Here is a 13903-nt window from a genome sequence, read left to right as displayed (position 1 = left end):
TATTTAACGCAACATTGTTGCAGTTGATTTTAATGTGTATATTTGCAACAAAATTGCATTAAGCAAATGTACAAGAAATGAAGAAAACATCCACATCCTTTTACGATATTTTAGGAATTTCCAGCGCGACTGTTTGTTTGGTTCATTGCCTGGTTTTTCCACTCCTGACCATTCTGCCATTGGGGTTAAGTCACAATCCTTTTATTGATTTATTTTTTGCTGTAATTGGTTCGATTGCAGTTTTCAAAATTATCAAAAAATCCAATCTGTTGGTGGCAACTATCCTTATTATTTCAATGGTATTAATCTGGGTTAGTGTTTTGAGCGAAATAATTCTGGACATTCATCTTGACCTGATATTTATTGGAGGTACGGGAATGATACTAGGGCATCTTTTAAATTATAGATCACATAAAATTAGCAATCATTAAATTAAGAAAGTATGATACAGCAAAAAGATTTTGAAATAATTATTGTTGGTGGAAGTTATAGTGGACTTTCAGCAGCTATGAGTTTAGGTCGTTCTTTGCGACAAGTGTTGGTTATAGACAGTGGTTTGCCTTGCAACAGACAAACCCCGCATTCTCATAATTTTATTACGCACGACGGTGAAAAGCCTGCTGTTATTTCGGCGAAAGCCAAAATACAAGTTGACTTTTATAATACAGTTCAGTTTTATAGCGGAACTGTCGTAGATGCAATTAAAACCGAAAAGGGTTTTGAAATTAAAATGGTAAATGGAAAAACATTTGCTTCAAAAAAAATACTATTTGCAACCGGAGTTAAAGATTTGCTTCCGGAAATAGAAGGGTTTGCAGATTGCTGGGGAATTTCCGTTTTGCATTGTCCGTATTGTCACGGTTATGAAGTAAAAAAAGAGAAAACCGCTATTATTGCCAATGGTGAAATGGGATTTGAATATGCGAAGTTAATTTCAAACTGGACAAAAGAGTTGAGATTATTAACCAACGGAAAATCAACTTTAACCGCCGAGCAAACTAAGGTTCTTAAGAAACATCAAATTGAAATTATTGAAGATGAAGTTCATTCATTTGAACATGAAAACGGGAATATTCAAAATGTTGTCTTCAAAAATCAAATAAAAATTGAGGTAAAAGCCATTTATCACAGACCACCTTTTGAACAGCATTGTTCTTTACCGGAAACTTTAGGATGCGAATTGACAGAACAAGGCTTAATAAAGGTTGATATGATGCAGAAAACCAATATTCCTGGCATATATGCAAGTGGGGATTGTGTGATTCAGGCTCGATCTGTGGCAATGGCAGTTTCTTCGGGGTCTTTCGCCGGAGCTTCCATCAACAAAGAGCTTATCGAAGAATCATTCGCTTAACGTTAAACATATTAACATTGATTTTTTTAATTGAACCATTAAGATATTAAGTTTCATTAAGAAGCTAAGCTTAATTTTCTTAATCTCTTAATGGTGAAAAACATTCAATGTTTAATAAAAATCAATGTTAATCATTTTAATCTGTGGCAAAAATCACACACAATGCATTGAATTAAAATCACTTGAAAGTTTTTAGCGCTAGAGTTGTTATTTGTCAAATTTAATTTTTAGTTTTGTCTAAATTTAATTTTCCAATAATGAAAAACTCAATATTAATATTGATTTTGTTTACTTTACAACTCTCGTTTGCTCAGGAAACCACTTCTGTATCTGGTTTTGTATCTGGCGAAGGAAGAAAGATACAAGCCGCAAGTGTATATTTACAGGGAACCAACCAAAAAACAGTCACAGATAGTTTGGGATATTATTCTTTAGAAAATGTTGCTATAGGAAATCATAACATTCAGATTTCTTATTTAGGTTTTCAAACTTTAAAAAAGAAAATAGAAGTCACAAAAGATTCTATTAATACATTCAATTTTGAATTAACCGATAATCAAAATCAGCTAAACGAGGTTGTTGTTTCAGGAACCTTAAAAGCGGTGAAACGATTAGAAAGTGCCGTTCCGGTTGAGGTTTATTCACCGGTTTTCTTCAAGAAAAACCCAACAGCTAGTATTTATGAAGCGCTTCAAAATATTAATGGCGTTCGGCCACAGCTTAATTGCGGGGTTTGTAATACAGGCGATATTCACATTAACGGACTAGAAGGTCCGTATACATTGGTTTTGATTGATGGAATGCCTATTGTAAGCAGTCTTTCGACGGTTTATGGTTTATCCGGAATTCCGAATTCTTTGGTGGAACGAATTGAAATTGTAAAAGGTCCCGCTTCGTCATTGTACGGAAGCGAAGCTGTTGGCGGTTTGATTAATATTATTACTAAAAACCCAACAACTGCTCCGGTGTTTTCTGCGGATTATTTTACCACTACTTATTTTGAAAGCAATCTTGATTTGGGAACGAAGTTTAACGTTGGAAAAGCAACTTCTCTTATAGGCGTCAATTACTTCAATTACGATCAGGTGATCGATAAAGACAAGGATAATTTTACCGATGTAACGCTTTCTGAACGAATTTCGGTTTTTAATAAATGGAATTTTCGAAGAAATAACAATCGTCTTTTTACGATCGCTGCACGAGGAATGTATGAAGATCGTTGGGGCGGAGATGTTCGTTGGGAGAAAAAGTATAGAGGCGGGGATGAAGTGTACGGTGAAAGCATTTATACCAAAAGAGGAGAATTAATAGGAAGCTATCAATTGCCTTTTGAAGAAAAACTGATGCTTTCGTTTTCCGGAAATGTCCATTATCAGGACAGTCGTTATGGAACAACATCTTATATCGCGAATCAGAAAATTGGATTTTTGCAGTTGACCTGGGATAAAAAAATAGGTCGAAATGATTTACTTGCCGGAATCGCCAATCGATATTCATATTATGACGATAATACCACGGCAACAAAGGAAGCAGAAAGTACATGGCTGCCCGGAATTTTTGTTCAGGATGAAATTACCATTTCACCAAAAAGTCAGGTTTTGCTGGGAATGCGTTACGACTATAACTCCATTCACGGTTCGATTTTTACACCGAGATTTGCTTACCGATGGAAAAAAAGCGACAACACCATTTTTAGATTCAATGCCGGAACAGGATTTCGGGTTGTGAATTTATTTACAGAAGATCATGCAGCACTTACGGGTTCGAGAGATGTTGTGATAAAAAGTGATTTGAAACCGGAACAATCCATCAATGCAAATTTGAATTATATTCAAAAGATAAACTTTACCAACGGAACTTTTCTCGGAATTGAAACAACAGCTTTCTATACCCGATTTAGTAATAAAATCATATCAGATTATGAAACTGACCCCAACAAAATCATTTACGACAACATCAACGGTTATGCCATAAGCCAGGGAATAAGCACAAATGTTGATGTGAATTTTCCAATGGGATTAAAACTGATTTTAGGCGCAACGGTTTTGGATAATAAAAATGTTGAAAACGGAATTTCTGAAAGACCTTTTTTAACGGAAAATTTTACCGGAACCTGGAGCATTTCATATAAAATAGAATCCTTAAATTTATTGTTGGATTATACCGGGAATGTTTACAGTCCGATGAAGTTGCCATTATTGAGTGAATATGATCCGAGAAGTCCAGACTCTCCGTGGTATAGTATTCAGAATATTCAGTTTACATATTCCGGCTGGAAGAATTTTGAGATTTACGGCGGAATCAAGAATCTGTTGAATTTTACTCCAAAACAAAATAATCCGTTTTTGATTTCAAGAACCAATGATCCTTTTGATAAAAACGTGCAATATGATTCGGCAGGGAAAGTTCTGGTTACACCCGATAATCCGTACGGTTTAACTTTTGACACAACTTATGTTTATGGTCAAAACCAGACAATTCGTGGTTTTTTTGGATTGCGATATACTTTGAGGTAAAATGATATGCCACAGATTTTACAGATTAAAAAGATTTCTTCTTTCAAAATCCTTTTAATCTGCGAATCCCGATAGCAGTCTGGAGTGGCAAAAAGCAAAACAAAATGAAAAAGCTAGCGTTAATTATTTTCTTTTTCGGAATTACTTCAACAGGATTCTGCCAATTGCAAAGCAGAACTTTTGAGGCAATTGATAGTTTGCAACAACTTCAAAAGAGAAAAATTGTCGTTTTTATTCATACCGATTGGTGCCAGTTTTGCCAAAGAATGAAAAATACGACTTTCAAAAATCAGGAAATTATTGACAAACTGAATTCAGATTTTTACTTTATCGATTTTAATGCAGAAGAAAAAAAGGAAGTTAAGTTTAATAACCAGCTTTTTAAATATCAGCCAACAGGAAATAATGTTGGTGTTCATGAACTTGCTTTGCAATTAGGAACCATCAACGACCAAATTGTATATCCGGTTTTATGTGTTTTGAATGAGAAAAACGAAATCATTCTGCAATACAATAATTATCTCAATTCTACCAGTTTTAAACTGCTTTTAGAAAAATTGAAAGAATAAAAATTCTTATTTTTGAAAATGGATTCTTCACAAATAAAACACTTCGATTACATTTTTACCGGAACAGGTTTAGCAGCTTTGATGACCGTTTATAAAATGGTTTTGTCCGGAAATTTTGCAGATAAGTCTATTTTACTTTTAGATGAAAATCAAAAGAAAACCAATGACAGAACTTGGTGTTTTTGGGAAAAAGAAGAATCTGTCTGGAATTCTGTGATTTCAAAAAAATGGGATTTGGCTTTATTTGCCAATGAGAATTTTAAACGTGATTTGGCGTTGAAGCCTTATCAATACAATCAAATTCGAGGTTTAGATTTTTATAATTTTGTTTTTGACAAACTTTCGAAACAATCCAATATTGTTTTTTTACAAGAAAAAGTAACCGATATCAACGAACTTGAAACGCACGTTTTTATCGGAACAGAAGAAAACCGATACACTTGTAATTACCTCTTTAATAGCATTTACACTAAAGTTCTTACTTTAACTCAAAGTAAATATCCGGTTTTGCAACAGCATTTTGTGGGTTGGTTTGTGAAAACTGAAGCTGAAACCTTCAATCTGGAACAAGCGACTTTCATGGATTTTTCGGTAGAGCAAAAAGGCAATACCCGTTTTATGTACGTTTTGCCAACTTCTAAAACAGAAGCTTTGGTTGAATATACTTTGTTTTCAGAGAATCTGCTTTCAAAAGAAGAATATGAAAAAGAAATTCAGGTTTATCTACAAAAGCTTGGTGCTCAACAATATGAAATTTTAGAAAAGGAGGAGGGAAGTATTCCAATGACATGTTATCCTTTTTGGGAGAAAAATACCAAACGCGTTCTGAATATTGGAACGGCCGGCGGATGGACAAAAGCAAGTACGGGTTATACTTTTAAAAACTCTGATAAAAAATCAACCCAATTAATAGCGTTTCTTCAAGATAAAAATCTCAAAATGTCTTCCTTTCATAAAAAAAACCGCTTTTGGTTTTATGATTTATTGCTTTTGGATATTTTGTATCGTCATAACGAATTGGGAAGTGCTATTTTTTCTTCTTTATTCAGAAAAGGAAATCCTGCTTTGATTTTTAAATTTTTGGATGAAGAAACAAACTTAAAAGAGGATTTCAAGGTGATTTTAAAATGTCCAAAGCTCCCATTTTTAAAAGCATTGTTTCGAATAATATTTAGATAGAAATTTTGTTTCACGCAGATTTAAGTAGATTTGTTTGGATTTTTTATGGAATAACTTTAAATGAATCTGTGGGCATCTGCTTAAATCTTCCAAATCTGCGTACAATTTCTTTGCCTCTGTAAAAATGCCCTATTCTTTTATTTTAAGAACTTCTACAGGCGACTAAAGACTCATTCAACATCTAATTTTGCCGATGAAAACAATGTAAATCTAGCTTAATCGCTCATTTACGATAATGAATTTAATTGGCAAATTTTATGGGAATTACAAAACACTTAAATTTTGATATAGAAACAAAGGCGATAGGAAAAATTTGCAAAGCACTTGGCCATCCAACGCGAATTCAAATTATGACCCTTTTGTGGAAAAGAAACAACAGAACTTGTGGTGAAATTGTTGAACTGATTCCATTAGCACAATCAACAATTTCGAAGCATTTACTGGAATTAAAAAAAGCAAATCTGGTAAGTATAAAAAATGAAGGGAAGAAAACAATCTATTCTATCGACGTTGACAATATAGAAATACTTAAAAAATATTTGACCAGTTACCTTTCGACTATTGAAATTGCAGAACAAAATAAAGCAACTGTTTTAACTACACGACACAGAATAAGCAGAAACAGCCATTTGAAAGAACACAATTATCAATTTACCCATAAAAAGATAAAAGAGGCAATTTAGATTTTTTAATAGTAGAATTATCGAAAAAGCGTTGCATGTATTTATATCATTTTGTTTGATTTAAATCTCATATCGAACTATAACAAAACTTTATACTTCAAATTTACTAGTTGCGAGTAATCTTTGTAACTTTGCAAGATCAAAAGTAAAATTTAAAAGATAAAAATATGTATCCAGAAGAAATGGTAAAACCAATGCAAGCTGAACTTACTGCTGCAGGTTTTCAAGATTTACATAGTGCTGACGCTGTAGATAATGCTATCAAAGCTGAAGGTACCACTTTAGTTGTTGTAAACTCTGTTTGTGGTTGTGCTGCAAGAAACGCACGTCCGGGAGCAAAAATGAGTTTAGAAGGAGCTAAAAAACCAGATCACTTAATTACTGTATTTGCAGGTGTAGATAAAGAAGCTGTTGATGCTGCAAGACAACATATGTTTCCTTTTCCTCCATCTTCGCCATCTATGGCTTTGTTCAAAAACGGAGAATTAGTTCACATGTTAGAGCGTCACCACATCGAAGGTCGCCCAGCTGAATTGATCGCTGAGAATTTGCAAGATGCGTTTAACGAGTATTGCTAATTTTTAAGATGCTGAGGTACTGAGTTGCTAAGGTTCTAAGATTTTAGGTTCAAAGAGGCAAAGGTACACAGGTACAAAGATTTAAAAAAAGCACTATTAATTTAGTGCTTTTTTGTTTTTACTAAGTTCGCTCAAAACCTTAGAACCTTAGCAACTTAGTAACTAAGAACCTTTGTTTCTTCAAACCTTTTTCCCTACTTTTGCACCTCAAAAAATAATTTCTAAACTTAAAACTGTTTATAGCATGCAACTGTACAACACTTTGAGCGCAGAAGAAAGAGCCATCATGATCGATGATGCCGGTAAACAACGACTAACGTTGTCTTTCTATGCGTATGCCAAAATTCAAGATCCCAAAAAATTTCGCGACGATTTATTTTTAGCCTGGAATAAGCTCGATGCTTTAGGCCGAATTTATGTTGCCAATGAAGGAATAAATGCTCAAATGAGTATTCCTGAAGAAAATTTGGAAGCTTTTAGAGCAACTCTTGAAGTTTATGATTTCATGAAAGGCATACGATTGAATGAAGCCGTAGAACATGATGATCATTCCTTTTTAAAACTTACGATTAAAGTTCGCGATAAAATCGTTGCTGACGGTTTAAACGACGAAACTTTTGATGTTACAGATATTGGCGTTCACCTTAAAGCCAAAGAATTCAACGATATCCTTGATGATCCAAACACAATTGTAGTAGATTTTAGAAATCACTATGAAAGTGAAGTGGGGCATTTTAAAGGTGCTATTACTCCGGATGTTGAAACTTTTAGAGAGAGTTTACCCATAATCAACGAACAGCTTCAAAATCATAAAGAAGACAAAAATCTGGTGATGTATTGTACAGGCGGAATTCGTTGTGAAAAAGCAAGTGCGTATTTTAAACATCAGGGATTTAAAAATGTATATCAATTAGAAGGTGGAATTATTAATTACGCCAAACAAATTGAAGCCGAAGGTTTAGAAAGCAAATTCATCGGAAAAAACTTTGTATTCGATAATCGTCTTGGCGAAAGAATTACCGATGATATTATCTCACAATGCCACCAATGTGGAAAACCTTGTGATAATCATACCAATTGCGAAAACGACGGATGCCATTTATTGTTCATTCAATGTGATGAATGTAAAACGGCAATGGAAAACTGCTGTTCTACAGAATGTCTGGAGATTATTCATATGCCTTTGGTAGATCAGGTTCGTTTGAGAACCGGAAAACAGGTTGGAAACAAAGTTTTTAGAAAAGGAAAATCTGAGAACCTAAAATTCAAACATTCAGGCGAGTTACCAAATACTGCCTTGGCTTCATCCGAAAAGCCGGCTGATATTCGTCAAAAAATCAAAATCAAAAAAGTACTTCTTGGCAAAGCCGAACATTATTATGTAAAAGCGCAAGTTGCACAATTTACTATCGAAAATCAGGAACTAAACATTGGCGATAAAATCTTAATTTCCGGACCTACTACAGGTAATCAGGAATTGGTTTTAGAAAAAATGATCGTTGACGGAGCAGAAACTACGACTGCTAAAATTGGAGATAAAGTTACTTTTGAGATTCCATTTCGCATTCGTTTGTCAGATAAATTGTATAAAATTGTAAATTAGCAAAAAATTTATGCTAATTTATTTATGTCACAGTCTTTTACCAAATTATGGATTCATGTAATTTGGGCAACAAAAAATCGTCAAGAATTAATTGATTATTCAATTGACAAAAAATTGTACGATTTTATTCATGAAGAGTTAATTCATCTAGGTTGCCCTGTTAGAATCATAAATGGAATGCCAGACCATGGGCATGTTTTATTTTTACAAAATCCACAAAAAACAATCTCAGACATTGTAAAGCAAATAAAAGGAAGTTCTTCTCATTTTATAAATAGAGAAGAACTTATCCTTGAAAAATTTGCCTGGCAAACTGGCTATGCGGCTTTTTCAGTCAGTGAATCTCAGTTAGATATCGTTTACCATTACATAAAAAATCAAAAGAAACATCATCTAAAGAAAAATGGTCAGGATGAATTTGATGAATTTGTAAAATTGCATGGATTGGGGAATAAATGAATGTTTAACAATCCGTCTCCCGTGTTTAAAACCACGGTTTATATTGAAATACCACACACAAAAGACAAAACATAGCCTGCGGTTTCAACCGCAGGGACGTAATGTATATCTACAACGATATTACATCGCGAAAGGTTGATTGACATCGATACGTTTCCGGTGGTTGAAACCACGGGCCATATTGAAATACACACAAAAGACAAAACATAGCCTGCGGTTTCAACCGCAGGGCGTAATGTATATCTACAACGATATTATCATCCCGAAAGGTTGATCGCGATCGATACGTCTCCCGTGGTTGAAACCACGGGCTATATTGAAAATACCACACACAAAAGCAAAATATAGCCTGCGGTTTCAACCGCAGGACGCAAAGAATATCTACAATGATACTAAATCTGGAAAGTTGATTGACATCGATACGTCTCCCGTGGTTGAAACCACGCTATATTTAAAAAATACACACAAAAAGCATTGCCTGTGGTTTAGCCATTGAGCACAATACAAATAAAAAATGACAACAAACAACAAAATCGAACTTATGGCTCCCGCCGGGAGTTTTGAGTCTCTTCAGGCTGCACTAGATAATGGCGCAGATTCTATCTATTTTGGTGTAGAACAACTTAACATGCGTGCGCGTTCGACAGTGAATTTCACTATGGATGATTTGCAGGAAATCGCTAATCGTTGTGAGGCTAAAAATGTTCGAAGTTATCTGACTTTAAACACCATTATTTACGATCACGATTTATCGGTGGTAAAAACACTTTTGAACAAAGCCAAAGAAGCCAATATTACTGCGGTTATTGCATCAGACCAGGCGGTTATCGCAATGGCAAGAAGTATTTCGATGGAAGTTCATATTTCTACACAACTGAATGTGACCAATATTGAAACCATAAAATTCTACAGTTTATTTGCAGACACAATGGTTTTAAGTCGCGAATTGAGTTTGCGTCAGGTAAAGAAAATTACGAACCAAATTGAAAAAGAACAGATAAAAGGACCGAACGGGAATTTGGTAGAAATTGAAATTTTTGGACATGGCGCTTTGTGTATGGCGGTTTCGGGAAAATGCTATTTGAGTCTGCATTCGCATAATTCATCAGCGAATCGCGGGGCATGTAAGCAAAATTGTCGAAAAAAATATACCGTTATCGATCAGGAAACTGGTTTTGAGATTGAATTGGATAACGAATATATGATGTCGCCAAAAGATTTATGCACAATTGATTTTCTGGATCAGGTAATTGATTCCGGAATTCAGGTGCTGAAAATCGAAGGCCGTGGCCGCGCGCCGGAATATGTAGCAACAGTTATCAAAACCTATCGTGAAGCAATTGATTCTTATTATGATAAATCATTCTCTAAAGAAAAAATCGAAGTTTGGATGGAAGCTTTGAATACGGTTTACAATCGCGGTTTTTGGTCGGGATATTATTTGGGTCAGGAACTAGGCGAGTGGAGCGATATTCCGGGATCTGCGGCAACGCAAAAGAAGGTTTATGTTGGAAAAGGAACACATTATTTCCCAAAAGCAGAAGTAGGACAATTTAAAATTGAAGCTTACGATATCAAAATTGGAGACAAAATCCTGGTGACAGGACCAAGTACAGGTGCTCAGGAAATGATTATTGACGAAATGTTTGTTGTAGATATTGCTGCTGAAAAAGCTACAAAAGGAGATGATTGTACTTTAAAACTTCCGTTCAGAATCAGAATGTCTGATAAATTATATAAAATTGTTGAAGCATAATGGTTATCGTAACTTTACAAAGAGACAAATGCATTGGCTGTAATTACTGTGTCGAAATGGATCCGGTACATTTTCAAATGTCCAAAAAAGATGGGAAATCAGTATTGATTCATTCTGTAAATGCAAAAGGATTTTTTACCTTAAAGTCTCCCAATCATACTATTGTTGAAAGTTGTGAGTTGGCAGCAAAAGCTTGTCCGGTGAAGATTATTACGGTTAAGGAGACTTAGAAATTATATAGAAAAGAAAAGAGCCGCAATTTGCGGCTCTTTTTATGTTTAAACTTCTTCAATACTTTCTGTTGTAATACTTTCCTCGATTTTATCCCATTCTTCGGCTGTCCAAAATAAGGCAATGTGAAGATTGTATAGCCCGATAGCGCCATAAATTAATGCACATGTATAGTACAAACCAGTCGGCATATCTTGGTATAAAAAGTATATCGCCATTATGCCCAACAGTCCAAAAGCAATCCAAATACCAATTTTAAAATATAATATAAAAATATACAATAAAATAACGGCTAAGATCAGATAAATTAAGTTTTCGCGGCTTAATCCGATTGCAATAAACTTGTAGATGCCATATACAGTTGCAAAAAATAAAATGAACAACTGAAGAAAAGATCGATTTTGCTGTTCTTTATCTTCCATTTCAAGATATTCAACATTACTTAAAGGGATGTTTTTGCGAAAAAAAAGAAATAATGGAATTAAATTAATTACCGGGATAAAACTAAAAAAATAGATCCATAAAGGTCTTCTTCGTAATGCAGTTAATTGTAAAAGCAATAGCTGTGAAAACAGTAAGTATGCAAATGCAACTTGAAAAATAATGCGAAAAAACTCAAATATACTATAGAAAATAATTTGAAATCTAGAACTCATATCACCAAACCAATGTTGGGAGAAGTTTTCTGTGAAGTTCAAATGAAGAGCAAATAAAGAAGTAAATAGAATTATAAAGTGCGCCGTGAACTTCTTGTTTGTTATAAATGAAGCAGAAGGCATTTTTATAAAATTCTTAAAAGAGAATCCGGCATCTGATAAAAATATAAAATAGAAAAAGGATAGTGGGATAAAAACATTTGAAACCGCACTTCCATAAGAATAAATAGGTGTAAGTAAATCGTTATTCAGAATTAATGACCCAAGTTTTTGATATATTGGACTGATGCTTACTATGGCAATAATTCCAATCAAATATCCTATTAGACTTAATTTTTTTCCATAAAGTATTTTTCCTCTCAATGCACCATATAAAGCATATGTTGGGAAAAAACTCATGATGAAATAAATAGTAGACAATGATTTTGGCGTTCCTGATCCATAAAAATTGGAATAAAGATACATCACATTCAAAGCTACAGATGGTAAGCAGATTAAAAGAACAAACTTTATTTTATCATATTTTTTTCATAGACTGCTTCCCAGCAAAGCATTATTATTGTAATTAATATGCCGATAAATCCATTAAGGATTTCTGCCCATATCGGTAATTCCTTAGCACTATTAAGAGGGTCAAGTAATTCAAGCATTCCATAGCCTCCTGGTCTTGAAATGTAAAAATTATTTGTGATAAACTGCCTGATGATAAAAAGAATGGCAACAATAGCAAGAGGGTATAGAATATTTTTAAACTTTGAAAAATTAAAATGGTTAAAGTAGTTTGTTTCTTCGTTTAATACAATTTTATTGTTCATTAGGTTAAGGTTTGGTTTGGGATGGTTTTGGTTTTATGCTAAATCATAAATTATTGTAAACTTAACAAATTTTAGTACTTCTGGAATAAAAAAGTAAAACCCTATTTTGTGTTATCACAGAATAGGGTTTTACTTTTTTATTAAAACTTTATTTGATTATTATCCTTTTAAAATTTTACTTTTCTCAATATCAAATTCTTCTGCAGTTAATATTCCGGCATCTAAAAGTTCTTTCAAATCTAACAATGCTTTTTTCTTTCCTTCCATAGCGTTAGAAACATCAGTTTTTTGAGGTTGTTGTTGGTGAATTGGTGTAACAACAGTTCCTGAAGGAGCATATTTCAGAATCATTTCGGTAATTTCATTAAAACCTTTCACATTCGAATAATCAATCGCTTTTTGTTCTTTTACGTTTACAATTGAGGCATCGGCTTTGTTGTCAAGTAAATATTTCACCACATCTTTCTTTCCGTTTGCTGCACTGTAATGTAAAGGCGTGTTCCCGGATTCATCCTGAATATTGATGTTTGCTCCGGCTTCAATTAGTAATTTTACCATGCTCAAATTGCCTTTTTTGGTAGCCACATGCAAAAGACTTTCTCCGCCATAATTATAAGTTGTGTTTAATGTAAAGCTAGATTCGTTAGAAATATTGGTAGCGCTAACAATCCAATCCAGATAATCATTCATTGAAGAAGTATCACTGGCCAAAGGTTTGCTGTAGTTTACATCAACTCCATTTTCTAAAAACAAAGAAACTATTTCCTTTTGATTATTTGCGCAAGCGTACCAAATAGGCGAATATCCGTTATTATTGGATACAAAAACATCGGCTCCTCTTTCTACTAAAAGTTTAGCAAGCATTCTGTTGGTTTCATAACAGGCAATTAAAAGGGCATTTTCTCCGGCATGATTCGCATTATTAATAGCCGCGCCGTTATCAAGAAGCAGTGTCACCATCGGGATCGATTTGGTATAACAAGCATAAAGTAAAGGTGTATTTCCTTGTTTGTCGGTTACATTTATATCTGCGCCTTTGTCCAAAAGCAATTGGATAATTTCTCGGTTTAATTTTGCGGATGCCAACAAAAGCGGAGTTTCTCCATTGTTATTCAGTAAATTAACATCAATTCCTGCTTCAAGCAACTTTGTTGCAATTTCAATTTGAGCCGTCTGAACGACTAAATGCAAAAGGCTATTTCCATATTTATCGTTTTTGGTAATTTCCGCACCATTTTCTAAAAGATACAAAGCAGTTTGTTTCTGTTTTTGCAAACAGGCAAAGTATAACGGTGTTTCTCCCTGATGATCTTCATAATTAATATCGGCGCCATCTTCGGTCAATATTTTTACAATATCCAAATATCCTCTGTGTGCGGCATAGTGTAATGCGGTTCTTCCTCGTTCGTCTGTATACTTTACATCGACTTCTTTATTTTGAAGAAGTAACTCGGCTATTTTTCTGTTGCCGTTTTCACAGGCAATTATAAATGACATTGACATG

The 13903-nt window shown here is 34.1% G+C and carries 14 protein-coding genes; 11 read left to right on the top strand and 3 right to left on the bottom strand.

What is annotated here, in order from left to right; all coding sequences use genetic code 11:
- The first annotated feature begins 77 nt into the window (after positions 1-77).
- The 11 genes from RT99_RS04740 to RT99_RS04690 all read left to right on the top strand — a co-directional run bounded on the left by RT99_RS04740 (position 78) and on the right by RT99_RS04690 (position 10927).
- Positions 78-431: a MerC domain-containing protein gene (locus tag RT99_RS04740; protein WP_042563588.1), complete on the top strand. Its 354-nt coding sequence runs from the start codon at positions 78-80 to the stop codon at positions 429-431.
- Between the two features lie 11 nt (positions 432-442).
- Positions 443-1354, top strand: a complete 912-nt coding sequence (locus RT99_RS04735) for an NAD(P)/FAD-dependent oxidoreductase (RefSeq protein ID WP_042563587.1) — start codon at positions 443-445, stop codon at positions 1352-1354.
- Positions 1355-1611: 257 nt separating this feature from the next.
- Positions 1612-3870, top strand: coding sequence for a TonB-dependent receptor (locus tag RT99_RS04730; protein ID WP_042563586.1), 2259 nt, complete (start codon positions 1612-1614; stop codon positions 3868-3870).
- Positions 3871-3974: 104 nt separating this feature from the next.
- Positions 3975-4439, top strand: coding sequence for a thioredoxin fold domain-containing protein (locus tag RT99_RS04725; RefSeq protein WP_052483570.1), 465 nt, complete (start codon positions 3975-3977; stop codon positions 4437-4439).
- Between the two features lie 18 nt (positions 4440-4457).
- Positions 4458-5618 (top strand): lycopene cyclase family protein, encoded by a 1161-nt coding sequence (locus RT99_RS04720; RefSeq protein ID WP_042563585.1) that lies wholly within the window; start codon positions 4458-4460, stop codon positions 5616-5618.
- Between the two features lie 257 nt (positions 5619-5875).
- Positions 5876-6301: a helix-turn-helix transcriptional regulator gene (locus RT99_RS04715; RefSeq protein ID WP_052483568.1), complete on the top strand. Its 426-nt coding sequence runs from the start codon at positions 5876-5878 to the stop codon at positions 6299-6301.
- A 167-nt stretch (positions 6302-6468) separates the two neighbouring features.
- Complete coding sequence (locus RT99_RS04710) at positions 6469-6879, top strand: BrxA/BrxB family bacilliredoxin (RefSeq protein ID WP_029271207.1); 411 nt, start codon at positions 6469-6471, stop codon at positions 6877-6879.
- Positions 6880-7123: 244 nt separating this feature from the next.
- Positions 7124-8482: a rhodanese-related sulfurtransferase gene (locus RT99_RS04705; RefSeq protein WP_042563633.1), complete on the top strand. Its 1359-nt coding sequence runs from the start codon at positions 7124-7126 to the stop codon at positions 8480-8482.
- Between the two features lie 24 nt (positions 8483-8506).
- Positions 8507-8941: an IS200/IS605 family transposase gene (tnpA, locus tag RT99_RS04700; RefSeq protein WP_042563584.1), complete on the top strand. Its 435-nt coding sequence runs from the start codon at positions 8507-8509 to the stop codon at positions 8939-8941.
- Positions 8942-9455: 514 nt separating this feature from the next.
- Positions 9456-10697 carry a peptidase U32 family protein gene (locus RT99_RS04695; protein ID WP_042563583.1) on the top strand — a complete coding sequence of 414 codons (1242 nt, stop codon included), beginning with the start codon at positions 9456-9458 and terminating at the stop codon, positions 10695-10697.
- Entirely contained in the window at positions 10697-10927 is a 231-nt protein-coding gene (locus tag RT99_RS04690) for a ferredoxin (protein ID WP_042563582.1), read from the top strand. The genes RT99_RS04695 and RT99_RS04690 overlap by 1 nt, the downstream gene beginning before the upstream one ends.
- A 48-nt stretch (positions 10928-10975) precedes the next feature.
- Here RT99_RS04690 and RT99_RS04685 read toward each other — a convergent pair whose 3' ends face one another.
- The 3 genes from RT99_RS04685 to RT99_RS04675 form a co-directional block, all read right to left on the bottom strand.
- Positions 10976-12049: a hypothetical protein gene (locus RT99_RS04685; RefSeq protein ID WP_042563581.1), complete on the bottom strand. Its 1074-nt coding sequence runs from the start codon at positions 12047-12049 to the stop codon at positions 10976-10978.
- Between the two features lie 44 nt (positions 12050-12093).
- The gene (locus RT99_RS04680) at positions 12094-12399 is read right to left on the bottom strand and encodes a hypothetical protein (RefSeq protein ID WP_042563580.1); all 306 of its coding nucleotides are present in this window, start codon (positions 12397-12399) and stop codon (positions 12094-12096) included.
- A gap of 159 nt (positions 12400-12558) precedes the next feature.
- Positions 12559-13896, bottom strand: a complete 1338-nt coding sequence (locus tag RT99_RS04675) for an ankyrin repeat domain-containing protein (protein WP_242607165.1) — start codon at positions 13894-13896, stop codon at positions 12559-12561.
- Positions 13897-13903 lie beyond the last annotated feature (7 nt).

It is taken from the genome of Flavobacterium sp. MEB061 (assembly GCF_000834715.1).
GTDB lineage: Bacteria > Bacteroidota > Bacteroidia > Flavobacteriales > Flavobacteriaceae > Flavobacterium > Flavobacterium pectinovorum.
The sequence above is the reverse complement of the archived record's forward strand: the minus strand, read 5'-3'. Positions and strand labels throughout refer to the sequence as shown.